Origin of the sequence: Ideonella sp. WA131b (assembly GCA_023657425.1) — a bacterium.
GTDB lineage: Bacteria > Pseudomonadota > Gammaproteobacteria > Burkholderiales > Burkholderiaceae_C > Rubrivivax.
Genome location: JAGTJW010000001.1, coordinates 1,863,248 through 1,887,254, shown reverse-complemented (window position 1 = coordinate 1,887,254; position 24,007 = coordinate 1,863,248). Strand labels below are relative to the sequence as shown.

Below are 24,007 nucleotides of genomic sequence, written 5' to 3'. Positions count from 1 at the left end.
CGGCGTAGGCTCCCATCGCGCAGCGATGTGAAGGCGCGATGCGCCGTGCCGAAGCCAAGCCAAAAAAAAGGCGCGTCCAAATGGTTGACGCGCCTTCCAACAGAACGTTTGGCAACTGCTTGTTGGAAGTCCATTGTAGCCAAAAGGACCGGCCGGGAACCCGCGCCAATGCTTGATTTCCGGCCGTTGCGGGTTTCCGACAGAGAAAGTTGTCCACAGTTTATTCACAGCTCTGGGGCAGGCCGGGAGCGGTGTCGCGGCGCCGCGACGGCGGCCGACGGAAGCAGCCGAATCCAGCATCGCGGGAGCCCATTTTAGACAGCCACCGCCCTAATCCCGCCCAAGGCGGGGTTGAAGTGATAGACCACTCACTTCTTGCCGGGCCGCGTCGGCCAGCCGGCGGGCCCGGCGACCAGCCGCCGCCGCGACGCGACCTCCCGCTCTTTTCGCAATGTGGAAAGACCTGAAGGATCAGTCGGACGCTGGCCGCCCCGGCGCCTTCTGGGGGGACTGTTCAGCGCCCGAGCCGGATGACCACGTAGTTGACCCAGTCCCCGCGCCGCACCAGCGCCGTGATGGTGCGCGCCTTCTCCAGCCGCTGCACGGTGGCGTTGAACTGGCGCAGGTCGGTGATCTCGGTGTTATCCAGCGAGAGGATCACGTCGCCCTCGCGCAGGCCGGCGCGGGCGGCGGGCCCATCGACGCTGTCGACGCGCACGCCGCCCGTGATGCGCAGCTCGCGCTTCTGCGCGTCGGCGAGCTCGCTCACGCCCAGGCCCAGCGTGCTCTTGGCGGCAGGGGTGGGTGCGTTCGGCTCGGCGGCGGCGCGGCGCGCCGGGCGCTCGGTCTCGAACTCGCCGATGGTCACCGTGAGCTCGCGCGTGGCGCCGCGGCGGAACACCTGCAGCACCGCCTTGGACCCCGGCTTGAGGCCGCCGATCAGGCGCGGCAGGTCGGCCGAGCGCTCCACCGCCTTGCCGTCGACGCGCAGGATGATGTCGCCGGCCTCGACGCCCGCCTTCTCGGCCGGCTGGTCGCGCTCCACACCGGTGACCAGCGCACCCCGCGCCGCGCCCAGGCCGATGGACTCGGCCACCTCCTTGCTGACCTGGCCGATCTGCACGCCGATGCGGCCGCGGATGACGCGGCCCAGGGTGCGCAGCTGATCGGCCACGCGCATGGCCTCGTCGATGGGGATGGCGAAGCTGATGCCCTGGAAGCCGCCGGAGCGGCTGTAGATCTGCGAGTTGATGCCCACGACCTCGCCGCGCAGGTTGAGCAGCGGGCCGCCGGAGTTGCCGGGGTTGATGGCGACGTCGGTCTGGATGAAGGGCAGGTACTCGCCGGTGTCGCGCTGCTTGGCGCTGACGATGCCGGCGGTGACGGTGTTCTCCAGCCCGAAGGGCGAGCCGATGGCCATCACCCACTCGCCCACCTTCAGGCGGTTGACGTCGCCGATGCGCACGGCCGGCAGCCCGGTGGCGTCGACCTTGACCACGGCCACGTCGGTGCGGCGGTCGGTGCCGACGATGCGCGCCTTGAGCTCGCGCTTGTCGGTGAGCGTGACGATGACTTCGTCGGCGCCGTCCACCACGTGGGCGTTGGTCATGATGAAGCCGTCGGCGCTGAGGATGAAGCCCGAGCCCACGCCGCGCGGCGTGGCTTCTTCGTCGCCGTCGCGCGGGTTGCCGCGCGGCGCCGGCCGCTGGTTGGGCATGGGGATGCCGAAGCGGCGGAAAAACTCCTCGATGCCGGGATCGACCCCGCTGCCGCCAGCGACGCTGGTGCTGCGCCGCTCGGCGGTGCGGATGTTGACGACGCTGGGGCTCACGCGCTCCACCAGTTCAGTGAAGTCGGGCAGGCCGGTCACCGCGGCAGCCTGCGGCTGGGCCTGCGCCGCCTGCAGCGGCAGCAGCGCCGCCGGCACGGCGACGAGCAGGCTCAGCAGGACCGGGGCGATCCAGGGGGTGGTACGCGCGGGGGCGGGATGGCGGGTCTTCATGGGATCGGTGCGGCAGCGGTTCGGGGTGGGGAAACGGGAATCAAACGGGGTTCAGGGCGTGCGCCGTTCCAGCGCGTCGGCGAACAACCTCAGCGTGGGCACCGGCACGTCGCCGACGACGGTGACCCAATGCACGTCGCGCCGCGCCGTCAAGGTGGCGGTGGCGCCGCGCTGGGCGTGCAGCTCCTGGCGGTGGCGCTCGGGCTGGAAGGGTTCGACGAACACCGAGACGTGCGTCAGCCCGTCGGTGAACACGGCCTGCATCACCGGGGCGGCCTCGCCGGCCGTGGCCATGCCGCGCTTCAGGCAGCCGGCCAGCGTGAAGCCCTTCACCGGCCGCGCCACGGCCCAGCCTTCGGCCTCGAGCGTGGTGCGCTGCTGCTGCGGGCGGCTGACCTGGTAGCCCTCCAGCCGGTTCAGCCACTGCGTCACGCGTTCGGGCCGCGGCTTCACGCCGAGCTCGATCTCGGAGAAGGCATGCGACTCCAGCGCGGCCTTCAGGTCGGGCCGCCCGTCGGCGGCGGGCGCCAGCACATCGGCACGCAGCATCAGGCCGGTGGTCACGTCGGCCCACAGGCGCTGGGCATAACGCAGCATGTCGCGCGGCTGCATGCGCACCACCTGGGCCTCGCGGCCGGCCACGCGCGAGGCGCCCTCCAGCCGCAGCTCGTAGCTCTCCAGCGCCAGCGGGTCAACGGACTGCGGCGTGGTGCCCCAGGCCGGCAGGGTCTCGCGCCTTTCGACCACGGCCACGCGGCTGCCGGGCCACACCGTCTGCACCAGGTCGTTGTGGCGCACGATGCGGTGCTGGCGGCCGTCCATCGATTCGAGCAGCTCGTAGGTCTGCTCGCCGACGCGGTAGTGGCGCACCTGCGAACTCGTCAGCTGGCCCCCGGCGCTGTAGACCAGCGTGCCCTCGTAGTTGCCGCTGCGCGCGGCCTGCTGCACGCGCGCCAGCCACTGGCGGGCCTCGGCGGCGGGCAGCAGCGTCTCGGCCGCGGCGGGCTGGGCCTGGGCGGGGGCGCTGGCCACCACAGCCACCAAGACCCCCGCCAGCGCCGCGGCCCGCGCCCGGGCCCGCGGCCCCACCGCGGGCTGCGCCAGCCGCTCGACTGCAAGGCCGCCCATCAGCGCTGCGGCGCCGGAGTCACGACGAGATCGACCTGGCGCACACCCGGCGGCAGCAGCGTCAGGCTGCCGGCCGCGCCCTGGTGCACGCGCATGAACTCTTCGATGCGGGCGTCGCGCAGCACGCCGTCGCGCAGCACCGGCGCGGCCGCCAGCGGCACGGCAGCGCCCGGCGCCTCGCCACCGCCGCCGCGCGCCATGACGAGCAGCCCGGCCACCACGGCCACGCCGGCGGCACTGGCCACCGCGGCGGCCGGCAGCCGCCAGCGCGCCGGGCGCGGCGCGGCCGGCGCCAGCACCACCGGCTCGGCGGCCAGCCGCGCGCGCAAGCCGGCCATGAAGGCGGCGTCGTGCGCGGGCGGCGAGGCCAGCTCGGGCGAGCGCAGCACGTCGCCGATCAGGTGGTAGGCCCGCCAGTCGGCCCGCACCCGCGCGGCGGCGGTGGCGTCGCCCTCGCGCAGCACGCGCAGGGCGCGGTCAAGGGCATCGGCATCGCCATCGGCGGCGGCCGAGAGCCAGTCGGGCGACGGGGCGGCGGGTGCGCCGGGGTGCGGGCGGGGCGAGGTGGCAGACATGGCGGCTACGGGCGGCAGTGGGTGGGCTGGCTTACCAGCGGGTGCCTTCGGGGCGGTCGATCAGCGGGCGCAGGCGTTCGGCGATGGCCTCGCGGGCGCGGAAGATGCGCGAGCGCACGGTTCCAATGGGGCAGTTCATCACGTCGGCAATCTCGTCGTAGCTCAGGCCTTCGATCTCGCGCAGCGTGATCGCCTGCCGCAGGTCGTCAGACAGCGCCTCGACCGCGGCGTTCACCGCCTGGGCGATTTCTTTGCTGGCCAGCACCGCGTCGGGCGTCTCGCCATCGCTTGGTTCGATCTGGCGGCTGGAAGTTTCCTCGCCGTCGTCGGCGGGCTGCAGGGCGGACTCGAAGATCACCGGGTCCCGCTTCAGGTCCATGAGCGCCTTCTTGGCGGTGTTGACGGCAATCCGGTACATCCAGGTGTAGAAGGCACTGTCGCCGCGGAACTGCGGCAGCGCCCGGTAGGCGCGGATGAAACTCTCCTGCGCGATGTCCTGCACGAGGGCGTCGTCGCGCACCATGCGGCCGATCAGGCGCTCGATGCGGCGCTGGTACTTCATCACCAGCAGCTCGAAGGCGCGCTGCTCGCCGCGCTGGGCGCGGGCCACCAGCTGGGCGTCGGTGTCGGGCTCGACGGGGCTCATGCGGTCATGCCGGTCATGCGGTCGTGCGGTCCTGCGCTCAAGGCGTCAGCGGCGGCTGGCCGGCGGCGTCGGTCGCGGGTTCAGGCTGGCCGGCAAACAGCGCCACGCGCAGCGCCTGCCATTGCGCACCACTGCCCGCGCGGTGCGGCAGCAGCCAGCGCCGCCCGCCACCGGCCTCGGGCACCCAGCGCAGCAGCAGCGTGTGCTGCAGGTCGAGGTGCACCGCCACCGTGCCGGGCTGGCCGTCGCAATGCCAGCGCCGGCCGTCCCAGGCGAGCACGGCGCGCCCGCGCGGGCCCAGCCGGCGGCCCAGCAGCGCGGCCGGCACCAGCGCCAGCCATCCCCAGGCCGCGGCGGCACCGGCGTGGCCGGCCACCCAGGCCGCGCCCGAGGCGCCGGCCAGCGCCGCCAGCAGCGTCACGCCGTGCCGGGCCGCGGCCGGCGGGCTCACCGCCACTTCGACGGCGGGCGCCGCGCGCATCGTCGTGGGGGCGGCGGCGGCCCGTCAGGCGCGCCGGAACACCAGCGTGCCGTTGGTGCCGCCAAAGCCGAAGTTGTTCTTCACCGCGACGTCGATCTTCAGGTCGCGCGCCACGTTGGCGCAGTAGTCCAGGTCGCACTCGGGGTCCTGGCTGAAGATGTTGATCGTGGGCGGCGAGACCTGGTGGTGAACCGCCAGCACCGTGAACACCGACTCGATGCCGCCGGCCCCGCCGAGCAGGTGGCCGGTCATCGACTTCGTCGAGTTGACCACCATGCTCCGGGCGTGCTCGCCGAACGCGAGCTTGATCGCGTTGGTCTCGTTGATGTCGCCCAGCGGCGTGCTCGTGCCGTGGGCGTTGAGGTACTGCACCTCGGCCGCGTTGATGCCGGCGTTGCGCAGGGCCGCCTTCATGCTGCGCTTGGGGCCGTCGACGTTGGGCGCCGTCATGTGGAAGGCGTCGGCGCCCATGCCGAAGCCGGCCAGCTCGGCATAGACCTTGGCGCCGCGCTTGCGGGCGTGTTCGTACTCTTCGAGCACCAGCACGCCCGCGCCCTCGCCGAGCACGAAGCCGTCGCGGTCTTTGTCCCAGGGGCGGCTGGCAGTGGCCGGGTCGTCGTTGCGCGTGGACAGCGCCCGCGCCGCGGCAAAACCGCCGATGCCCAACGGGCTGACGGTGCTCTCGGCGCCACCGGCCACCATGACGTCGGCATCGCCGTACTCGATGAGCCGGCCGGCCTCGCCGATGCAGTGCAAGCCCGTGGTGCAGGCCGTGACGATGGCCAGGTTGGGGCCCGTGAAGCCGTACTGGATGGACACGTGCCCCGAGATCATGTTGATGATCGAGGCCGGCACGAAGAACGGGCTGATGCGCCGCGGGCCGCGCGCCGCGTACTCGGCGTGCGTCTGCTCGATCATCGGCAGGCCGCCGATGCCCGAGCCCACCATGACGCCGATGCGCTCGGCGGCATCCTCGCCAAGCGCCGCGCCGGTGGGCAGGCCGGCATCGGCCACCGCCTGCATGGACGCCGCCATCCCGTAGTGGATGAAGGTGTCCATGTGCCGCGCCTCTTTGGCCGGAATGTAGTCTTCGATGCGGAAGCCCTTGACCTCGCCGGCAAAGCGGCAGGCCATGGCGCTGGCGTCGAAGCGCGTGATGGGCCCGATGCCGGTGCGGCCGGCCACCAGATTGGCCCAGCCCTCGGCCACGCTGTTGCCCACCGGGCTGACCAGCCCGAGACCGGTGACGACGACCCTGCGACGCGTACCCATTCCGGCCGGGCGCGCCTTCAGGCCTTGTGGTGCGAGACCGCGTAGTCGATCGCCAGCTGCACCGTGGTGATCTTCTCGGCCTCTTCGTCGGGAATCTCGATGCCGAACTCGTCTTCGAGTGCCATCACCAGCTCGACGGTGTCGAGCGAATCGGCGCCCAGGTCGGCCACGAAGGCCTTTTCGTTGGTCACGTCGGACTCGGGCACGCCGAGCTGTTCGGCAATGATCTTCTTGACTCGGGCTTCGATATCGCTCATGACTCCTCCTGGAGTGGGATCGGAAAAACGCCGCGGATTCTAGCGGCCGGGGTGGGCAGTGCCTGGAGGCGTGGCAGCCGGCGGTCAGGCCATGGCCATGCCGCCGTTGACGTGCAGTTCGGTGCCGGTGACGTAGCCCGCGCCGGGGCTGGCCAAAAAGGCCACGGCCGCGGCCACCTCGTCGGCCTGGCCGAGGCGGCCCAGCGGGATCTGCGCCATCAGCGCGGCGCGGGCGGCCTCGGGCAGGCCCTCGGTCATGTCGGTGGCGATGAAACCCGGCGCCACACAGTTGACGGTGATGCTGCGGGGCCCCAGCTCGCGCGCCAGCGCCCGCGTGAGGCCGGCCACGCCGGCCTTGGCCGCGGCGTAGTTGGCCTGCCCCGCGTTGCCGATGGCGCCGACGACGCTGGTGATGTTGACGATGCGGCCGTAGCGCTGCTTCATCATCGGCCGCGTGGCGGCCCGGCAGGCGCGGAACACCGCCTTGAGGTTGGTGTCGTGCACGGCGTCCCAGTCCTCGTCCTTCATGCGCATCGACAGGCCGTCGCGCGTGATGCCGGCGTTGTTGACGAGCACGTGCAGGCCGCCGTGGCGCTTGACGATGCCGTCGATGGCGGCGTCGAGCGCGGCGCCGTTGGTGACGTTGAGCACGATGCCCTCGCCGCCGTGCGGCGCCAGCGCCGCGGCGATGCCGGCGGCGCCGGCCTCGGTGGTGGCGGTGCCGACGACCTTGAACCCGTCGGCCGCCAGCCGCAGCGCGATGGCGCGGCCGATGCCGCGCGAGGCGCCCGTGACGAGGGCCACCTGCACGCCGGCCCGGTCGCCCTGGGCTTGTGGAAGGGTCATGCCAGCATCTCCTGCGTCGCCTTCAGGCTGGCCGGGTCGAGCAGGGTCGTGGTCTGGATCTCGGCGTCGATGCGCTTGACGAGCCCGGCCAGCACCTTGCCCGGGCCGCATTCCACGATGTGCCGCAGCCCGCGCGCCTTGAGCGCCAGCGTGAGCTCGACCCAGCGCACCGGGCCGAAAGCCTGGCGGTAGAGCGCATCACGGATGGCATCGGGCTCGGCGGGCGCGGCCACATCGATGTTGTTCAGCACCGGCACGGCCGGCGGCGCCAGGGCCACGGTGGCCAGCCGCGCGCGCAGCTCGTCGGCCGCGGGCTTCATCAGCGCGCAATGGAAGGGCGCCGACACCGCCAGCGGCAGCGTGCGCTTGGCGCCTGCGGCCTTGAGCAGCTCGCAGGCCCGGTCAACGGCGGCCCGGCTGCCGGCGATGACGGTCTGCCGGGGATCGTTGAAGTTGGCCGGCGACACCGGCTCGCCGGTGGCGGCCGCGGCCTCGTCGCAGCCGGCGCGCACGGCCTCGGCCTCCAGGCCCAGGATGGCGGCCATGGCCCCGGCGCCCACCGGCACGGCGCGCTGCATGGCCTCGGCACGGAAGCGCACCAGCGGCAGCGCATCGGCCAGCGTCAGCGCGCCGGCCGCCACCAGCGCGCTGTACTCGCCCAGCGAGTGCCCGGCCAGCGCCGCCGGCATCGCACCGCCTTCGGCGCGCCAGGCGCGGAAGCAAGCGATTGCCGCCGTCAGCATCACCGGCTGCGTGTGGGTGGTGAGTTCCAGCGCCTCTTTCGGGCCGCTGTGGATGAGCGCGCCAAGATCCTGGCCGAGGGCCGCGGAGGCTTCGGCGAGGGTGTCGCGCACGGCAGGGTGGTCGCCCCAGGCGTCGAGCATGCCGACGGACTGGGAACCCTGGCCCGGAAAGACAAAAGCAAAGGCGGGCATCGTTGATCGGGTGGGTGGGTTTGTCGATTGCGCGGCGGCCAGGGATGCTCAGAAGTCGAGCAGCACCGCCCCCCAGGTGAAGCCGCCGCCCACGCCCTCGAGCATGACGCTGTCGCCACGGCGGATGCGGCCGTCGCGCACGGCCACGTCCAGCGCCAGCGGCACCGAGGCGGCCGAGGTGTTGCCGTGCTCGGCCACCGTGGCCACCAGCCGCTCGGGCGCGAGCTTCAGCTTCCTGGCGGTGGCTTGCATGATGCGGATGTTGGCCTGGTGCGGCACCAGCCACTGCAGGCTTTCGGGCGTGCGGCCGGCCTTGGCCAGCACGGCGCGCGCGGCGTCTTCGAGCACACCCACGGCCAGCCGGAAGACGGCCTGGCCGTCCATGCGCAGCAGCGGCGAGCCCAGCACCTGCCCGCCGGCCACGGTGCCGGGCGTGCACAGGATGCCCATGTGGCGGCCGTCGGCGTGCAGCTCGGAGGCCAGGATGCCCGGCTCGGCGCTGGCCTCCAGCACCACGGCACCGGCGCCGTCGCCAAACAGCACGCAGGTCGTGCGGTCGTTGAAGTCGAGGATGCGCGAGAAGACCTCGGCACCCACCACCAGCGCGCAGCGCGCACTGCCGGTGCGGATGAGCGCGTCGGCCACCGTGAGCGCGTAGACAAAGCCCGAGCACACCGCCTGCACGTCGAAGGCCGGGCAGCCGTGCACGCCCAGCTTGTGCTGCAGGATGGTGGCGGTGGACGGGAACACCATGTCGGGCGTGGAGGTGGCCACGACGATGAGGTCGATTTCTTCGGCGCGGCGCCCGGCCGCGGCCAGTGCGGCCTGGCAGGCCGGCAGGGCGAGGTCGGAGCAGTCGACGCCGTCGGCCGCAAAGTGCCGGAAGCGGATGCCCGTGCGCTCCACGATCCAGGCGTCGCTGGTCTCCAGCCCGCGCTCGGCCAGCATGGCGGCCATGTCGTCGTTGCTCAGGCGGCGCGGCGGCAGGTGGCTGCCGGTGCCGGTGATGCGCGAGTAGGCAGCGCTCACGCGGCACCCTCGGCCGGCGCAGCGGGCATGGCCATCAGCGTCGGCACGATCATGTCGTGCACGCGGGCCACCAGACCGTGCGCCGCGGCCTCGTGGGCGCGCGCCAGCGCCATCTCGAAGGCAAACGCATCGGCCGAGCCGTGGCTCTTGAACACCAGCCCGCGCAGGCCCAGCAGCGCGGCGCCGTTGTAGCGGCGGGGGTCCACGCGGTGCTTGAAGCGCCTGAGCACCGGCAGCGCCACCAGCGCCGCCAGCCGGGGCCCGACGCCGCGCGTGAACTCCTGCTTGATGAAGTCGCTGAGCATGGAGGCCAGGCCCTCGCTGGTTTTCAGCAGCACGTTGCCGACGAAACCGTCGCACACCACCACGTCGACCGTGCCCTTGAAGATGTCGTTGCCTTCGACGTTGCCGTGGAAGCGGATCTGCCCGGCATCACCGGCGGCGCGCAACAACTCGGCCGCGCGCTTGATGGTATCGCTGCCCTTGATGGCTTCTTCGCCGATGTTCAGCAGGCCGACCACCGGCTCGGCCTTGCCATCGACGGCCGTGACGAGCGCGCTGCCCATCACCGCAAACTGCAGCAGGTGCTCGGGCGTGCAGTCGACGTTGGCGCCGAGGTCGAGCACCGTGGTGTAGCCGTCGGCGCGGTTGGGCAGCACGGTGGCGATGGCCGGGCGGTCGACGCCGTCCAGCGTCTTGAGCAGGTAGCGCGCCACGGCCATCAGCGCGCCGGTGTTGCCGGCCGACACGCAGGCCTGCACACCCGTGGTGGCGCCGTCCTTCACCTGCTGCAGCGCCACGCGCAGGGAGGAATCGCGCTTCTTGCGCAGGGCGACCTCGACGGGGTCGTCCATCATGACGACCTCGGTGGCGATGACGCGGGTGCAGCGCGCCCAGCCGGCGGCGGGCGCCAGCGCGGCCTCGGTGCCCACGAGCACCAGTTCGGCGCCGGGGTGGCTGCCCAGGAAGGCGCGGCAGGCCGGCAGCGTGACGGCCGGGCCGTGGTCGCCGCCCATGCAGTCGACGGCGATGCGGACGGGCGGGGAGTTCTCAGCGCTCACGGCAGGCCGCAGCGCAGGCGATCTCAGGCGTCGGCCTTGGTCTTGATGACCTTGCGTCCGCGGTAGAAGCCCGTGGGGCTGATGTGGTGGCGCAGGTGCACCTCGCCGGTGGTGGGCTCAACACCCGTGCCGGGCGCGGCCACGGCGTTGTGCGAGCGGTGCATGCCGCGCTTGGACGGCGACTTCTTGTTTTGCTGAACGGCCATGTGGGGCTCCGTAGCGGCTGGAAACGGCAAAGTGGGCAGCCGCGAAGGCTGCGGTGGGCGCCCGCAGCAGCGCTGCAGGCCACGCGCCGCGCCTGCCGCAGCCCTGGTTCAGGGCCCGTGGTTCGCGTCGCAAAGCCCGCCAGTATAGCAGCGCAGGCCAGCGCCGTTCAGGTGGGCGGTCGGCCCTTGCGCAGGGCGGCCAGCGCCGCAAAGGGCTTGGGCCGGGCCTGCGCCTCGGGCGGCTCGGCCGCAGGCTGCGGCAGGGGCTCGGGGCAAGGGCCCTCGTGGCGCGGCACCAGCGGCAGCTCGAGGATCAGCTCGTCTTCGAGCAGGGCGCGCAGATCCAGCCGCGGCTGCAGCACGAGGTGGTCGTCGTCGCTCTCGGCATCGAGCCGCTCGGCCTCGGCCTCGGTGGCCACGAAGCGGAAGCGGCGTTCCAGGGCCAGCGGCTGCTGCACGCCCTGCAGGCAGCGCTGGCACTGCAAAGCGATGTGAGTGTGTGCTTCGAGTTCCAGCCACTGCTGGGGCGGGCCGGCTGCCGGCTGCACCTGGCCAAAGCGGGCCTGCCAGCCCACGCGCTCGTCGGCCGAGGGCGGCACCCACAGGCTGGCGGCCAGGCGCGGCAACTCGGCCAGCAGCCAGGCGCCGAGCAGGGTTTCGCCGGCACGGCACAGCGCCGCCACAGGGGCGGCCAGGGGGTCGGTGGGGCGTTCACGGGCCATGGTGGGAGCGGGTGCGTGCAGGCCCGGGGCAGTGTAGCCAGCCCGCCCCGGCCGGCGCGGCGGCCACAATCGCGGCATGCCACCGGTCCTGATCCTGGCCTCCACCTCGCGCTACCGGCGCGAGCTGCTGCAACGCCTGCGCCTGCCGTTCGAGGTGGTCTCGCCCGAGGTCGACGAGGCGCCCCTGCCCGGCGAGGCCCCCGCGGCGCTGGCGCTGCGCCTGGCGCTGGCCAAGGCCCGCGCCGTGCAGACGCGCCGGCCCGGGGCCGTGGTGATCGGCTCCGACCAGGTGGCCGATCTCGACGGCGAGCCCCTGGGCAAGCCGCACACGCACGGGCGCGCGGTGGCGCAGCTCACACGGCTGTCGGGCCGCAGCGTGGTCTTCCAGACGGGCGTGGCCGTCGTCGCGCCCGGCTTCGAGCAGGCCCTGCTGGCCCCGGTGCGCGTGCGCTTCCGTGTGCTCACGCCGGGCGAGATCGAGCATTACCTGCGCGCCGAGCAGCCCTACGACTGCGCCGGCAGCGCCAAGAGCGAGGCCCTGGGCATCGCCTTGCTGGAGGCCATCGACAGCGACGACCCCACGGCGCTGGTGGGGCTGCCGCTGATGCGCACCTGCGCGCTGTTGCGCGCGGCCGGCATCGAGCCGCTGGCCCGCGCATGACGCCGCCGGGCACGCTGTGGCTGGTGCCGGCGCCGCTGGACTTGGGCACCGCCGAAATGCCGCTGGACACCGTGCTGCCGCAGGCCGTGCTGGCGCGCGCCGCGGCGCTGCAGCACTGGGTGGTGGAAGACGCCAAGTCGGCCCGGGCGCTGCTCAAGCGGGTGGCGCAGCACCTGCCGCTGGCGCAGCCGCTGCAGGCGCTGCACATGGCCGAGCTGCCGCGGCCGCCCAAAGGCGGCGCGCGCGGCACGGCGCCTGCCGTGGACTGGGCCGCCCTGCTGGCCCCCGCCCTGCAGGGCCACGACCTGGGCCTGCTCAGCGAGGCCGGCCTGCCCGCCGTGGCCGACCCCGGCAGCGCGCTGGTGGCCGCGGCGCATGCGGCCGGCGTGCCGGTGCAGCCGCTGGCGGGCCCGAGCTCGCTGATGCTGGCGCTGGCCGCCAGCGGCCTGAACGGCCAGAGCTTTGCCTTCGTGGGCTACCTGCCGCAAGAGGCCGAGGCCCGCACCGCGCGCATCCGCGAGCTCGAGGCCGGCTCGCGCCGGCAGGGGCAGACGCAGCTGGCCATCGAGACGCCCTACCGCAACGCCGCGCTGCTGCAGGCGCTGGTGCAGGTGCTGCAGCCGACGACGCGGCTCGCGGTGAGCGTGGGCCTCACGCTCGAAGGCGGCTGCACGCGCAGCGCCCCCGTGGCGGCCTGGCGGCAGCAGCCGCTGGCCCTGCCCGACCGACTGCCCGCCGTGTTTGCCTGGCTGGCAGGCTGAAAGGCGGGGTCCCCCGCCAAACCGTTCGGGCTGCGTTTGCCTGGCTGGCAGGCTGAAAAGCGGCGTTCCCCACCAAACCGTGCGGGCTGCGTTTGCCTGGCTGCCGGGCTGAAAAGCGGCGTTCCCCACCAAACCGTTCGGGCTGGGTTTGCCTGGCTGGCGAACTGAAAGGCGGCGTTCCCCGCCAAACCGTGCGGGCTGCGTTTGCCTGGCTGCCGGGCTGAAAAGCGGCGTTCCCCGCCAAACCGTTCGGGCTGAGCCTGTCGAAGCCCTCGTCCCCAACAGACGACGGCTCACGCTCAGCGACCGCCGCCCAGCAGCGCCCCCACCTTGCGCTTGGGCCGGATGCTGGGCGACACGGCCCGCGGCACGGCCGCGCCGGGCTTGGCGGCGTCCCAAGGGGGCGCGGCCTCGCCACCCGCAGCGGGCTCGTAGGGTTTGTCGAAGATGGGGTCGGCCGGCGGGCGCGGGGCCGTGGGGCGCTCGGCGCGCACGGGCCGCTCGCTGCGCGGCGGCTCGTCGTCGCGGCGCGCGGGCCGCTCGTCACGCCAGCGCGGGCGCTCGTCATCCAGCTCGACCGGCTCGAGATCGATCTTCTTCTTGATGAGCTTCTCGATGTCGGCCACCAGGCGGGCGTCGTCCCGCGTGACGAGCGTGACCGCCAGCCCCGAGGCCCCCGCCCGGCCCGTGCGGCCGATGCGGTGCACGTAGTCTTCGGCGTTGAAGGGCACGTCGAAGTTAAAGACCGCCGGCAGATCGGCAATGTCCAGGCCGCGGGCGGCCACATCGGTGGCCACGAGCAGATCCACCTCACCGGCCTTGAAGGCGGCCAGCGCCTTGAGCCGCTCGTCCTGGCTCTTGTCGCCGTGCAGGGCCTGGGTGCGCAGGCCGTCGCGCTCGAAGCTGCGCGCCAGGCGGGCAGCGCCCAGCTTGCTGTTGACAAAGACGATGGCCTGGCGGAGATCGCGCGCCTTGATCAGCTGGCGGATGAAGGCCCGCTTGTCGTCGTCGGTGGTGCTGTAGAAGCGCTGCTCCACCGTGCTGGCGGTGGCGTTGGGGCGCGCCACCTCCACGAGCACGGGGTCTTGCAGGTAGCTGGCGGCGAGCTTCTTGATCTCGGGGCTGAAGGTGGCACTGAACAGCAGCGTCTGCCGCGCCTTGGGCAGGTACGACAAGATGCGCTGCAGATCGGGCAGGAAGCCGATGTCGAGCATGCGGTCGGCCTCGTCGAGCACCACGTACTCCACCTGGCCCAGCACGGCGTTCTTGGCCTCGATGTGATCGAGCAGCCGGCCCGGCGTGGCGATGAGCACCTCGACGCCCGCCTTGAGCTGCAGCGTCTGCGGCTTCATGTCGATGCCGCCGAAGACCACCGCCGAGCGCAGTTGCGTCTGCTTGGCGTACTTCTTGACGTTCTCGGCCACCTGATCGGCCAGCTCGCGCGTGGGCGCCAGCACCAGCGCCCGCACCGGGTGGCGGGCCGGGCTCATGCTGGCGTTTTCGTGGCGCAGCATCTTCTGCAGCAGCGGGATGGTGAAGGCCGCCGTCTTGCCCGTGCCCGTCTGCGCCGCCCCCATCACATCACGCCCGGCCAGCACGATGGGGATGGCCTTGGCCTGGATGGGCGTCATGGCCAGGTAGCCGCTGTCGGCCACGGCGCGCAGGAGTTTGGGATCAAGGGGGAGGCTGCTGAAGAGCGGCGCCTCGGTCGCATCGCCCGGAACGGGCAAGGCTGTGGGGGACGGTTCGGTCATCGGCCCATTATCGGGGCCGGCGCCTGATGAAGGCGCGCATCCAGCGCGGCGACTTGAAGCGCACGATGCGCCAGTACAGCATCACGTAGCTCACGATGAAGATCGCCAGGAACCCCACGAGCAAAGGCGTGTTGTTCCAGAACAGCACCGCCGGCACCACCGACAGCATGCACAGCAGCCACAAGAACGGCGACGTCATCGAGTTGCGGCGCGTCAGCGCCTTGGCGCTGCGGTCGCCCACGGCCCAGCGCATGACGCGGCGGTAGATGAGCGAGTGCAGGTGGATGCCGTCGGGCATGCTGGGCGGCAGCGCGCGGATGAAGCGCCGCCGGTACATGGAGAACACCGTCTCGAACGCGGGGTAGATGCACACCAGCAGCGGGAACAGTGGCGAGACCTCGGGGTTGCGCACCAGCAGCAACAGCGCCACCTCGGCCACAAAAAAGCCCAGGAAGTAGGCGCCACCGTCGCCCAGGAAGATGAGGCCGGCCGGGAAGTTCCAGACGAAAAAGCCAAGCACCGCGCCGATGCCGGCCAGCGCGATGGCGCCCACGACGGGGTCTCCCACCTCGTAGGCCACATAGGCCAGCGCGGCCAGCATGATCACCACGCACATCGAGGCCAGGCCGTTGAAGCCGTCGATGATGTTGACGGCGTTGGCGATGCCGGCCACCGCCAGCAGGGTGAGCAGCCAGGAGCCGATGCTGAAGGAGACCAGCCAGTCGAGCCCCGGAAGGCTGGTGTGGGTGATGGCCAGCCCCAGCCACCAGGCCGCCAGCAAGGCCGATGCGGCGGTGGCGATCAACCTCATACGGGGGCTGACGCGCTTGGTGATGTCTTCCACCAGGCCCACGCCCAAGGCCACCAGGCCGCAGGCCAGCAGCGCCAACCCGATGCGCGCCTGTGGCTGCTCCACCGCCAGCAGACCCAGGGCCGCCAGCAGCCCGACGAAGATGCCGATGCCCCCCACCCGCGGCACCGGGCTCACATGAAACTTCTGCGGGCCCGAAAGATCGTGATCGAGGAACACGTGCTCGCGCCTGCGCGCCACATGCACCACCAACAGGGTGACACCGAGCGAGAGGGCAAAGGCAATCATCAACGCGAGCATCGGCTGATTCTAGGGGCCGGCCGGCCGGCCCGAGGCCGGTGGCTAGAATGATCGGCCGCACTTCACGAAACAGCGCGGCCCCAGGTTCGCCGGGCCCGGCTGTGCGGCCTTGTCTTCACCCATCCCCGTCTGCTGCGCCACGATGCCCCTGTTTGCCTGGTCTCACCGAGCGCTTGCGCTGGCCGCTGCTGCCGGGCTGCTTGCGCTGGCCACCCTGGGGCCCCGCGCGCAGGCGCAGACCTCACTCAACCCGGCCCTGCCGCAAGCCACCGCCGACACGCTGGAGCCACAGGCCACCGGTGGCGGCCCCCTGCGCCTGCGCGCCCCGGCCGCTGAACGCTTTGGCCCGCGCGAGCCCGCCGCCCAGCCCGCGCCCGCGCCCGCGCCCGCTGCCGCGCCTTATGTGCCGGGCGAGTTTGAGCGCTATGTGCAGCAGCAGATTGGTGGCGACGCCACCGTGCGCCGCTTTGGCGCCGAGCTGGTGACGGGCGCACTCGACCTGCTGGGCACCGACCTCAGCCCCCTGGCGCCCGCCGACTACATCATCGGCCCCGGCGACGAGGTGCTGGTGACCCTTTGGGGCACGGTCGATGCCGACCTGCGCCTGGTGGTAGACCGTGCCGGCCGCATCACCATACCCCGCGTGGGCGCGGTGCAGGTGTCGGGCGTGCTGCTGAGCGAGCTGCCCGCGGTGGTGCAGCGCCGCGTGGCGGGTGTCTTCCGCAACTTCGAGATCAGCGTCACCCTGGGCCAGCTGCGCGGCATACGGGTGTTCGTGACGGGCTTTGCCGTCAACCCCGGCGCGTACACGGTGACCAGCCTTTCGACGGTGCTCACGGCGCTCTTGCGCGCGGGCGGCCCCTCGGCGGCGGGCAGCTTCCGCGCCATCGAGCTGCGGCGCGGCGCCCAAACCGTGGCGCGGTTTGATCTGTATGAACTGCTGCTGAACGGCGACCGCTCGGCCGACCGCGTGCTGAGCGCGGGCGATGTGGTGCACGTGGGCCCGGTGGGCACGCAGGTGGGCTTTGTCGGCAGCGTCAACCAGCCGGCCGTGGTGGAGCTGAAGCCTGGCGAGACGGTGGCCGACGCGCTGCGCATGGTGGGCGGCTTTACCGCGGTGGCCGACCGCACGCGCCTGGCGGTGGAGCGCCTGGCCGAGCGCAACACCGGCCGCATCGCCCAGCTGGAGCTGCCGCGTGACGAGCGCGCCGGCCTGGCGCACGGTGATCTGCTGCGCGCCTTTAGCGCCGTGAGCGCCGCATTGCCGGTGCAGCGCCAGGCCAAGCGCATCAAGGTAGAGGGCGAGGTGCTGCGGCCGGGCGAATACGTGCTGCCCCAAAGCAGCAGCGTGCAAGACGCCATCCGCGCGGCCGGCGGCTACGCCCCCGGCGCCTACCTGTTTGCCACGGAGCTTTCACGCGCCAGCGTGCAGCGCACGCAGCAGGAAAACTACGACCGCGCCCTGCGCGACCTGGAGACCGACCTTACACGCGCCGCCGGATCGCAACGCGTGACCACTGCCGAGGATGCGGCCACGCAGCAAGCGCGGGCCGCCGGCACGCAGCGGCTGGTGGAGCGCCTGCGCGCACTGCGGCCCACCGGCCGCATCGTGCTGCAGCTGGCGCCCGATGCCACCGAGCTGCCCGATCTGGCCCTTGAAGACGGCGACCGCATCTTCATCCCCGCGCGCCCCACCACGGTGGGCGTGTTTGGCAGCGTCTTCAACGCCGCCAGCTACCTGCACCTGCCCGGGCGCAGCCTGGGCGACTACGTGCAGCTGGCAGGCGGCCCCACCAAGGGCTCCGACCGCGGCAGCGTGTTTGTGGTGCGCAGCAACGGCAGCGTGGTGAGCGCCGCCCAGCGCGGCGGCACGTGGCTGGGCCGGTCTACAGGGCTGGACCAGCTGCCTGCCGAGCCCGGCGACACCGTCTTCGTGCCGGAAGAGTTGGACAAGACCACCTTCCTGCAGGCGGCGAAGGACTGGACCCAGATCGTGTTCCAGTTCGGGCTGGGGGTGGCGGGGATTGTGAGTGCGACGCGATGATTGAGTTGGCAGATGCAGCGCTGCAGGGTGACTGGTTGGCGGCATGCAACGACGACAGCACCGCGCGGGAACTGGTCAGCGATAAAGAAGCAGAGGTACTGACGGGGCGCGCGTTCTGGTTCGATTCCAGTGGCGCCGGCATCGTGGGCATCGAGGAGCCAGTTAAGTGACGACCGGCGACAGCGCGACTTCCGGGGCTAGCGACGCTCAAGATGCCACCCGTCTGAAGGACGACTCAAGCTTTGCACTTCTCGATTTCGTCTGCCTGTTGATCGCCAACTGGCGTCGGTTGATCTTCGTTCCTCTGGGTGCAGGCCTTCTGGCCCTGGGCATCACCTACCTCATCCCACCGACCTTCACTTCGAGGACAGTCTTCCTGCCACCTCAGCAGCAGCAGAGCGCCGCGGCGTCGGCGCTTGCTTCTCTTGGAGCGCTCTCCGGTCTGGCAGGCGTCGCAGGTGGCATCAGGAGTCCCATCGATCAGTACGTAGCGCTGATGGAGAGTGCGCTTGTTCAGGACCGGATCATCGATGAGTTCAAGTTGATGGAGGTCTACGAATCGGACTACCGGGTCGACGCGCGCAAGGAACTTGGTCAAAACGTAAGGATCTCGGCTGGCAGGCGAGACGGGCTCATCACGGTCGAGGTGGATGACAAGGATCCGGAACGTGCTGCTGCGATGGCCAACCGTTACGTCGAGCAGCTGCGTCGGGTGACCAGCCAGCTCGCGCTGACAGAAGCTCAGCAGCGTCGGGCCTTTTTTCAGGAGCAACTCAGTGCTGCGCGTGAAAACCTGACAAAGGCACAGCTACTGCTGCAGTCGAGCGGATTCGATCCGGGTGCGCTGAAGGCGGAGCCGAAAGCAGCCGCAGACCGCTACGCCAGATTGCGGGCCGAGGTCACTGCGGCCGAAGTTCGACTGCACACCCTCAGGCAGCGTCTGGCAGATACGACACTCGAAGTGCAACAGCAGTTGTCGCTGGTCGCCGCCCTGAGAACCGAGCTGACAAAGCTGGAGAGTTCCGTCGATGTGCGCGACGGCGCTGGCTACATCAGCAAGTACCGCGAGTTCAAGTACCAGGAGACCCTCTATGAACTGTTTGCAAAGCAGTTCGAGATCGCCCGGCTGGACGAAAGCCGGGAAGGTGCTCTGACCCAGGTGGTCGATGTCGCGCGCCCCGCGGAGAAGAAGTCCAAACCCAGACGTGCTGTGACTGCAGTGGTGACGACAGTCATTGCATTTCTGCTTGCCATTGCCCTACTCGTCATCGGCGATTTGATGCGGCGCTCCCAGACAGGCCCGGGCGCGACGCAGAGGTGGTCCAGGATCCGCAGAGCGCTGCACGGGAGTTAAGGATTCTCGTCGCGCTGCAAGACTCATCGCGCCTGGCGCCATTCCATGCAGACGCGCCGAAACGAAGGGCACCGAGTTGCCCTCAGCACAGTGCCGCGACACCCCAAGACGGATCACGATCGAAGCCCGCCGGCATGGCGGGGGGCCTGGACTCCACCTTGAAGCTTCCAGAACGCAACGTCACTCTCAATCTCATCGGCGGGGCCTGGTCGGGACTGCTGATCGTCGTCTCGACGCCTTGGTACGTGTCGAAGCTGGGATTGGCGGGGTACGGCATCGTAGGCCTGTGGCTGATGCTCCAAGTCATGATGGGCCTGCTCGACATGGGCATTGGCGCATCGCTGACCAAAGGCATGGCCAGTGCGTCGCCCGACGCTGGCGGAACTCGCGCGCGCCGCGACCTGCTCAGAACCCTGGAGCTGCTGTATTGGGGGATCGCCGTCGCCTTGCTCCTGGTGCTCGTTACCTTCGCAGACGCGATCGCCCAGCGCTGGCTGAACGCTGGCACCCTGCCACAGGACAGTCTGTCGGTGGCCATGCTGCTGATGGCGTTCAGCCTGAGCTTGCAGTTTCCTTGCGCGCTCTACACAAACGGCTTGGCAGGCATGCAGGCGCACGGCTACATGAACGTGATGCAGATTGCTGGCAACACCCTGCGCTACGGCTCGGGGGCGGCGATCCTGCTGTGGCGCGCCGACCTCGTGTGGTTCTTTGCCGTGCAGATCGGCGTCGCAGCGGTGCAGACGTTGTGTACTCGCTCGCTCATCTGGCACTTGTTGTCTCATCCCGAAGCCGGGGTGCCCACCTTCCAGCGTGGCGTGCTGGCGAAAATTCGCGGCTTTACCACAGGAATGGCGCTCACGGCTCTGTTCGCGGTGCTGCTCGCCAGCGCCGACCGAATCATGCTGAGCCGCATGGTCAGTACAGAGGCACTCGGCCAGTATGCGGTGGCGTTCGCAGGATCTGGCCTTCTGCAATTGGGCATACAGCCCTTCTACAGAACCTTCTTTCCTCGCTTTGCCGAGCTGGTGGCCTTGTCCGACCAGGACGCACTGAATCGCGAGTACTTTCACGGCTGCCGCATGATGGGCACCCTGCTGCTGCCGCTGGGCCTGACGGCGTTTGCCTTCGCACCGGAACTCATGCATGCGTGGCTCGGCCGGCAGGACGCAACGATCGTCACCACATTCCGACTGCTGGTGCTGGGCATCACCTGCTCCGGCTTGTGCTGGTTGCCGGCGGCCTTCCAGCAGGCACACGGCTGGACCAGGCTGCACACTCAAATGATGGCAGGTTCGATCCTGGCAGGCGTCCCGCTGATCTTGGTGGCAGTGCCAGTGATTGGCATCGCGGGTGCCACCGCCGTGTGGCTGCTGCACGGGCTGTCAGACATCACGCTCGGCCTTTGGCTCATGCACCGTCGCCTCCTGCGGGGCGAACTGATGCGCTGGTACCGATCGGTGCTGCTGCCCCCACTGCTGTCGGCGGGGCCGCTCATCGCGGCCACCGGCTGGCTGATGCCCAACGAGATCGGCCGTTGGTCTGGGCTAGCCTGGAGCGCAGCCGCCGGGCTTCTTTCCATCACAGTTGCGCTGATGGCACAGCGGTACGCGACCCGCATGAGCAGTCGAGCAACCTGAACCCTCTGGCACGGAGAAGACGAGCATGTCCCAAAGGGACCCCCACCCACGCTTCAGCGTCATCATCCCTACCAAGGATCGCGCCGACTACCTGCGGCACACGTTGAGGACCTGCGCGCTACAGGACTACGACAATTTCGAGGTCATCGTCGCAGACGACGGCAGCACGGATCACACGCGCGAGGTGGTCGAGGAAGCTGCGCGCCAGGATCCGCGCATCCGTTACGCGACACCCGGCGGCTCGGTCGGCATGCGCGACAACTTCGAATTCGCCTTGAATCAGGTCAAGCCCGGCTATGTGATGGCCCTTGGGGGTGACGATGGGCTCTTGCCCTATGGCATTCGGGGTATGCGCGACACCCTGCTCGACACGGATCAGGAGATGCTTGCTTGGCCTGCGCCAATCTACCTTTATGCAGGAGCGCGCTCGCCTACTGGACAGCTCATATTGCATGCTCGCAGGGGAAGACCGTGCCACGGGCGCCGAATCGTCCGATCCACAGACTTCCTAGCCAACCAAGCAAAGGACTTGTTCTACGTTACGGACATCGAGTCGCCAATGATCTACATCAAGGGCGTGGCGTCGACTGCCCTGATAGACCGGGTCCGCGCGCGATCGGCTCAGCATCGATTCTATGTGCCTTCGACTCCAGATGGTTACTCGGGCATCGTGCTCGCTGGCGAAGTCGAGACCTACGCTTTCTCCGGGACTCCGTTCGCCATCGGGGGAGGCTCACCGAGTTCGGCTGGCCTGAACTACATCGCAGGTACGGACGCGGCTCGGAAGCAGTCCGAGGCCTTCTTTGAGAAGGCCGAAGCCATCCCGATGCACCAGGAGTTGGCGCACCAACCCTATTCCCCGCTAATCGCAGTGATGACCGTGGATTTCCTGCTCACTGCCCGCGATCTTCCCGGCTGGCCCGGGACCTTCCCACCAATTGACTTCAAGCAGATGTTGAATCGAGCTCTGTCGGAACTGGAGGATGGGCAGTTTGCGACGGAACGCATGACGCGGGAACTTGCTATCCTGGACGCCATTGCTGAACACCACGGCCTGGGCGCGTTCTTCCGTGAAGAAGCCGGCAAGCGCCGCAAGAACCGGCGGCGGCCGCTCGAGGGCAATGCCATCAGCCCAAAGCGCCTGTACTTCAACGCGTCGCGCCTCGGCATCGAGAACATCTACGATGCAGCGTTTGTCACGCATTACATCCACAAGGCGGCGCCTGAGCTTTCCCTCTCTACCGCATGGAACCTCCTTGTGAACTCGCTGAGCTATAGGATGCTCTCGATCAAGAAGGGGGCCGCGTTCCCACCCCAAAGCGAGTGGCGCCGCTAGGGATGGCCTGATCGACTAGCGACGAGATGGGCTCCATCATGTCAGCATCGACACAGGCCCCTTCGGCAGCGCGTACTGCGCTGCTGACGGTTGGGGTGCTGTTGGCATCGGCGGCTGTGCTTGGGGCTGTGAGCATGGCGGTTGCGCCTGCGGTGGCGAAGCTGGTCGCGCCGACAGTGATCGCAACAGTCTTGTTCATCCTCTTTAGTATTCTGCTGTGGGCCAGACTGTGCGGAAGCATATTCGGCGAACTGGGCTTCATCTATCTGGCCTGGGCAGTGGTGTACACGGCGATCCCCGGCTTCGGCTTGGCTGCGGGCACTGCTGATCAATCCGGACCATTGGCGCTTCTGCTGCCGGATGTCGAGGAACTGACCACTCACCTGTGGCGTCACGTCCTGTTCATCGGAAGCGTCGCCATCGGCTATCTGATGGCGCGTGGCCGCGCACCGCTTCCGATGCGCCTGTCTCTGCCAGATCAAAACCATTCCAGCGATGTGATGGTGACATTGCTGCTCGGCTTGATCGTGGTTTGCATCGCCAGCCTCCTCCTGCTGTCAGCCCCGGTGACCAATTATCACGAGCACTACATTCGCTACGACCATCTCTCCTGGCCGGTCCGCAAGTTCGTGTCGGTGTGCGTGCGATTGAACATTGGCTTCTACTCCATTCTGCTCGTTCTGCTTTTCCTCAACTATGAGCGCTACCGTAGGCTGATTCCGTTGGTGCTCATCGCCCTGTGCGTTCATGAAACAACGTACTCGCTCGGCTCCCGTATTCTTTCGTTGATGATCCTCCTGCAAGCGGCGTTCTTGTACCACCTGCTAGTGCGTCGCGTTTCACTGCTGCGCGCGGCGGTTTTTTGCATCTTGCTTGGCGCTGTGTTTACGGCTGTCGAGTTCATCCGAGAGGCGCAAGGCGATCTTGGGGCCGTTCAGGATCGCGTTGCTGACGAAGGCGTCAAGACCGCGGGCGAGTTTGGCGCCGTCTTCTTGACGGGGTTCCATCTCTATGCAGAGCGCGCACAAGGGAGCATCCCACCGACAGAATGGCCGATGTTCTTTAACGACTTCGTTTCGCTCGTGACGTTTGGCGACTTTACTCGCTGGAATCCGATGGAGTGGTACGCGAGAAACTATTTTCCCGATGCTCTGGTGGCCCCGATGACGCTGAGCCCGATCGCGGACAGTGCGATTTGGGGAGGCGAACTGGATTTACTGTTTCGAGGTCTCGTGAACGGCGCATTCTTCGCTGTGATCGTGCGGTGCTTTCTTCGATGGCGCGCGCGATGGTGGAGTCTGGTGATCTATGCGTTCTGCCACGCCACGGCCATCATCACGTTGAAGTACTCGGTCTTCTATCACCTCACACCACTTATCAAGACCTTGCTTCCGGCGCTGTTGGTCTTTGCGCTGATCCGCTGGATCAGCCGGACGGAGCCTCGCCCACGCGACGCACGCGTTGAAGAATCATGATTACCTCGAAGCCGTAGAGCTCCCAAGTGCCCCGCATGACCTTGCGACGGAACCTGGACACTGGTTCCAGAAAGAGCCCGAGCATGCACGCCAGCAACGGACGATTGCCGCGAGTCAGAAAGACGATCTCGAAACCTTGATTTCGGGCGATTGTCAGCAGCAAATCGATGTCTGGCGGAGCGTCTCTGTGCGTCGGGTCATCGAAGTAATTGAGCGTGCCGGCCCGGCTTGGGAATGACACGCTATCCTTGCTTGGAAAGGATAGGTACATGAGCCCACCCATTCGGGTGACCTGGAGCATCGCGCGGAACGTTGCCTCGCGATCGTTGCAGTGCTCCAGGTTGTGCGAAGAAATCACCGCGTCGAAGCACTCGCCGAAATCAGCAATTCGGCTCGCGAATGCTTCGGGTGTGGTCAAGACATAGCGATCGGCATTGTTTGGCTTGGTCTGGTTGTAGTCGCCGATGTCGATGCCGGTATAGGCCGAACGCGGAAGGATCGACTTCACGAGGAAAGGCGAGTTGTTGCCGCACCCCACATCGAGCACGCTCGGGTCCTCCCGCAGACGTGTCAGGAAGTGCACCTTGCCGTTGGGATACAAGGCTATGCTGATGAGTCGACGCAGGTGCATCGGGCCAGTCTCGGAAGCGTTCGGGGCTTGCATGTTATCGCGCGGCCCTGCCTGCAGATGACGCTTCGGCCGAATCCTCG

At 69.3% G+C, this 24,007-nt stretch carries 24 protein-coding genes; 8 read left to right on the top strand and 16 right to left on the bottom strand.

The features are described 5' to 3' along the window. Window positions 1-514 precede the first annotated feature (514 nt). From KA711_08685 to KA711_08625, 13 genes are all read right to left on the bottom strand, one after another. Window positions 515-2,002, bottom strand: a complete 1,488-nt coding sequence (locus KA711_08685) for a DegQ family serine endoprotease (GenBank protein MCM0609061.1) — start codon at window positions 2,000-2,002, stop codon at window positions 515-517. Window positions 2,003-2,053: 51 nt separating this feature from the next. Continuing rightward, complete coding sequence (locus KA711_08680) at window positions 2,054-3,130, bottom strand: MucB/RseB C-terminal domain-containing protein (protein ID MCM0609060.1); 1,077 nt, start codon at window positions 3,128-3,130, stop codon at window positions 2,054-2,056. After that, a complete protein-coding gene (locus KA711_08675) occupies window positions 3,130-3,705 on the bottom strand; it encodes an anti-sigma 24 factor (protein MCM0609059.1) in 576 nt (191 codons plus the stop codon). Before KA711_08675 ends, KA711_08680 begins: the two co-directional genes overlap by 1 nt. A 31-nt stretch (window positions 3,706-3,736) precedes the next feature. Further along, on the bottom strand, window positions 3,737-4,351 hold the full coding sequence (gene rpoE, locus KA711_08670) for an RNA polymerase sigma factor RpoE (protein ID MCM0609058.1): 615 nt from the start codon (window positions 4,349-4,351) through the stop codon (window positions 3,737-3,739). A 37-nt stretch (window positions 4,352-4,388) separates the two neighbouring features. Continuing rightward, window positions 4,389-4,832 (bottom strand): hypothetical protein, encoded by a 444-nt coding sequence (locus tag KA711_08665; protein ID MCM0609057.1) that lies wholly within the window; start codon window positions 4,830-4,832, stop codon window positions 4,389-4,391. 24 nt (window positions 4,833-4,856) lie between these two features. Next, window positions 4,857-6,104 (bottom strand): beta-ketoacyl-ACP synthase II, encoded by a 1,248-nt coding sequence (gene fabF / locus KA711_08660; GenBank protein MCM0609056.1) that lies wholly within the window; start codon window positions 6,102-6,104, stop codon window positions 4,857-4,859. Between the two features lie 17 nt (window positions 6,105-6,121). Next, window positions 6,122-6,361, bottom strand: coding sequence for an acyl carrier protein (gene acpP / locus KA711_08655; protein ID MCM0609055.1), 240 nt, complete (start codon window positions 6,359-6,361; stop codon window positions 6,122-6,124). 84 nt (window positions 6,362-6,445) lie between these two features. Beyond that, window positions 6,446-7,207 (bottom strand): 3-oxoacyl-ACP reductase FabG, encoded by a 762-nt coding sequence (gene fabG, locus KA711_08650; GenBank protein ID MCM0609054.1) that lies wholly within the window; start codon window positions 7,205-7,207, stop codon window positions 6,446-6,448. Then, complete coding sequence (fabD, locus tag KA711_08645) at window positions 7,204-8,142, bottom strand: ACP S-malonyltransferase (protein ID MCM0609053.1); 939 nt, start codon at window positions 8,140-8,142, stop codon at window positions 7,204-7,206. The genes fabG and fabD overlap by 4 nt, the downstream gene beginning before the upstream one ends. A 48-nt stretch (window positions 8,143-8,190) precedes the next feature. Beyond that, window positions 8,191-9,171 (bottom strand): ketoacyl-ACP synthase III, encoded by a 981-nt coding sequence (locus KA711_08640; GenBank protein MCM0609052.1) that lies wholly within the window; start codon window positions 9,169-9,171, stop codon window positions 8,191-8,193. After that, on the bottom strand, window positions 9,168-10,187 hold the full coding sequence (gene plsX, locus KA711_08635) for a phosphate acyltransferase PlsX (protein ID MCM0609051.1): 1,020 nt from the start codon (window positions 10,185-10,187) through the stop codon (window positions 9,168-9,170). Before plsX ends, KA711_08640 begins: the two co-directional genes overlap by 4 nt. Window positions 10,188-10,255: 68 nt before the next feature. Further along, window positions 10,256-10,438 carry a 50S ribosomal protein L32 gene (gene rpmF, locus KA711_08630; GenBank protein MCM0609050.1) on the bottom strand — a complete coding sequence of 61 codons (183 nt, stop codon included), beginning with the start codon at window positions 10,436-10,438 and terminating at the stop codon, window positions 10,256-10,258. Between the two features lie 167 nt (window positions 10,439-10,605). Then, window positions 10,606-11,160, bottom strand: a complete 555-nt coding sequence (locus KA711_08625; GenBank protein MCM0609049.1) for a DUF177 domain-containing protein — start codon at window positions 11,158-11,160, stop codon at window positions 10,606-10,608. Between the two features lie 76 nt (window positions 11,161-11,236). Here KA711_08625 and maf point away from each other — a divergent pair, with 76 nt between their 5' ends. After that, the gene (gene maf / locus KA711_08620) at window positions 11,237-11,821 is read left to right on the top strand and encodes a septum formation inhibitor Maf (GenBank protein ID MCM0609048.1); all 585 of its coding nucleotides are present in this window, start codon (window positions 11,237-11,239) and stop codon (window positions 11,819-11,821) included. Further along, window positions 11,818-12,582, top strand: a complete 765-nt coding sequence (locus tag KA711_08615; GenBank protein ID MCM0609047.1) for an SAM-dependent methyltransferase — start codon at window positions 11,818-11,820, stop codon at window positions 12,580-12,582. The genes maf and KA711_08615 overlap by 4 nt, the downstream gene beginning before the upstream one ends. A 299-nt stretch (window positions 12,583-12,881) precedes the next feature. Here the strand turns inward: KA711_08615 and KA711_08610 are convergent, their stop codons facing one another. Both KA711_08610 and KA711_08605 read right to left on the bottom strand, forming a co-directional pair. After that, window positions 12,882-14,336: a DEAD/DEAH box helicase gene (locus KA711_08610; GenBank protein MCM0609046.1), complete on the bottom strand. Its 1,455-nt coding sequence runs from the start codon at window positions 14,334-14,336 to the stop codon at window positions 12,882-12,884. A gap of 7 nt (window positions 14,337-14,343) precedes the next feature. Beyond that, entirely contained in the window at window positions 14,344-15,447 is a 1,104-nt protein-coding gene (locus tag KA711_08605; protein ID MCM0609045.1) for a glycosyltransferase family 4 protein, read from the bottom strand. A gap of 142 nt (window positions 15,448-15,589) precedes the next feature. On the opposite strand from KA711_08605, the gene KA711_08600 reads away from it, so the two are divergent. The 6 genes from KA711_08600 (at window position 15,590) to KA711_08575 (ending at window position 23,296) form a co-directional block, all read left to right on the top strand. Further along, entirely contained in the window at window positions 15,590-17,491 is a 1,902-nt protein-coding gene (locus KA711_08600; protein MCM0609044.1) for an SLBB domain-containing protein, read from the top strand. Continuing rightward, window positions 17,488-17,661, top strand: coding sequence for a hypothetical protein (locus tag KA711_08595; GenBank protein MCM0609043.1), 174 nt, complete (start codon window positions 17,488-17,490; stop codon window positions 17,659-17,661). The genes KA711_08600 and KA711_08595 overlap by 4 nt, the downstream gene beginning before the upstream one ends. 53 nt (window positions 17,662-17,714) lie before the next feature. Then, window positions 17,715-18,845: a lipopolysaccharide biosynthesis protein gene (locus KA711_08590; protein MCM0609042.1), complete on the top strand. Its 1,131-nt coding sequence runs from the start codon at window positions 17,715-17,717 to the stop codon at window positions 18,843-18,845. Between the two features lie 158 nt (window positions 18,846-19,003). Continuing rightward, a complete protein-coding gene (locus KA711_08585) occupies window positions 19,004-20,485 on the top strand; it encodes an oligosaccharide flippase family protein (protein ID MCM0609041.1) in 1,482 nt (493 codons plus the stop codon). A 25-nt stretch (window positions 20,486-20,510) separates the two neighbouring features. Further along, window positions 20,511-21,821 (top strand): glycosyltransferase family 2 protein, encoded by a 1,311-nt coding sequence (locus tag KA711_08580; protein MCM0609040.1) that lies wholly within the window; start codon window positions 20,511-20,513, stop codon window positions 21,819-21,821. Between the two features lie 26 nt (window positions 21,822-21,847). Then, window positions 21,848-23,296 carry a hypothetical protein gene (locus KA711_08575; protein ID MCM0609039.1) on the top strand — a complete coding sequence of 483 codons (1,449 nt, stop codon included), beginning with the start codon at window positions 21,848-21,850 and terminating at the stop codon, window positions 23,294-23,296. On the opposite strand, the gene KA711_08570 is transcribed toward KA711_08575, so the two are convergent. After that, complete coding sequence (locus KA711_08570) at window positions 23,247-23,927, bottom strand: methyltransferase domain-containing protein (GenBank protein MCM0609038.1); 681 nt, start codon at window positions 23,925-23,927, stop codon at window positions 23,247-23,249. The genes KA711_08575 and KA711_08570 overlap by 50 nt on opposite strands. Window positions 23,928-24,007 lie beyond the last annotated feature (80 nt).